Source organism: Mycobacterium sp. (assembly GCF_040398885.1).
Classification (GTDB): Bacteria; Actinomycetota; Actinomycetes; order Mycobacteriales; family Mycobacteriaceae; genus Mycobacterium.
This window is the reverse complement of sequence record NZ_JBBATF010000310.1, coordinates 1-1,398: the sequence shown is the minus strand read 5'-3', so window position 1 is coordinate 1,398 and position 1,398 is coordinate 1. Positions and strand designations below refer to the sequence as shown.

Genomic DNA, 1,398 nt, shown 5'->3' with positions numbered 1-1,398 from the left:
TTCGCGAGCGTCCCGTACTTCATCGACGGCTTCGTCACTGACATCACCGACATGCTGCAGTCGGTGGTCGATCAGGACATCTTCCTCATCAGCGGTATCGCCGAGGCGACGACGTGGATCGTGCAATTCAACGGCGACCTGGCAGTCGGGGTCACCCAGGCGCTGGCGCGGGTGGTCGCCTACCTCACCGGGGCAGGAACCATCCCGCCGTCCGACCCGCCGCTACCGGCTCCTCCCGCCGCCTCCGGACTGCCGTGGGTGCTCGAGGCCAACGTCATTCCGACCTAAGAGTTGATTCATAAGTGTGCGAGCTTGGCGTTCCAGATGTAGGCGACGGCTCGGGCGGCGAGGTTGATCGCGTTGCCGCGTCGTCGGTATTGGCGCAGTATCTGCCAGTCCACGGCCACACCTGGGGACGTCGGCGGACCAGGCGAACAAGCAACAACCCAACGATTCAACAGTCCGCACCAGCCGACTTATGAATCAACTCTATCTCCAGGTGAAAGGAACCAACTATGGGTTACGCCCGATACATCGGCCGGTTGGGCGCGTTGGCCGTCGCACTTGGCGTCGGCTACGGCATCACCGCCGTACCGGCTCACGCCGACACTCCGGATAGCCCTGGCACAGAAAGTTCCTCGGCGCAGTCGAAAACGCAGCGGGAGGTGGGCAAGGCGCGGCTGCCCATGTCCGCCCGCCGCGGCGGCCCGGCTAAGCAAACAAACGAGGCTGCAACGGCCGCGGCGGACGGCGCGCCGCGCTCCGCGGCAACAATCGACACCGACCCTGGAACCGAGGACGACAACAGCGCGCCCCCGGTCAGTCGCCGCGTCACACCGCCCAAGCCGAGCGCTGCGGTGGTCGGACATGACACCCCCGCGCCCACTGAATCGGTCACCGCGCTCCGCCAGAGCAGCTCCGAGGCGGCCGCACCGGTCATCGCGCCGGTCGTGCCGACCCCCGCACCGGCAGCGGCGGCAGGGACGGTGACCGCGCCCGCCCCCGCCCCGACGATTTTCCAGCCCACCCGCCCGGCCGCGACCGCGCCCCGGATGCTGCCTGCCAGCACCACCGCGCAACTGGTCAGCCCCGCGCTGGCATCCCTACTCGGCGGCGGCACCGGCGGCGCACCCAATCAGGCTCCGATGTTGTTCAGCGTTTTGGCCTGGGCGCGAAAGGAATTCGAGCGACTGGTCGGCATCGTCCCGGCCGCCGCGGTCACCACGACCAGCCAGGCCCAAAGCCCTAACCTGTTGGTCAACCCGGGGGCGGAACTCGGCGACCCCTCACTGTCCGGGTACAGCGCCGTGACGATCCCGGGATGGGCAATGACCGGGACCCCGACGGTGATCGAGTACGGGGCGCCCCGAAACGCCTGGCCGATCGGCACGAGTTTCC

Annotated in this window: 2 pseudogenes; both read left to right on the top strand. The window is 68.2% G+C overall.

What is annotated here, in order from left to right:
* Positions 1–288, top strand: a pseudogene (locus ADBZ5U_RS16380) (alkaline phosphatase family protein); the annotation flags it as partial.
* A 227-nt stretch (positions 289–515) separates the two neighbouring features.
* Positions 516–1,398: pseudogene (locus ADBZ5U_RS16375) on the top strand (hypothetical protein); the annotation flags it as partial.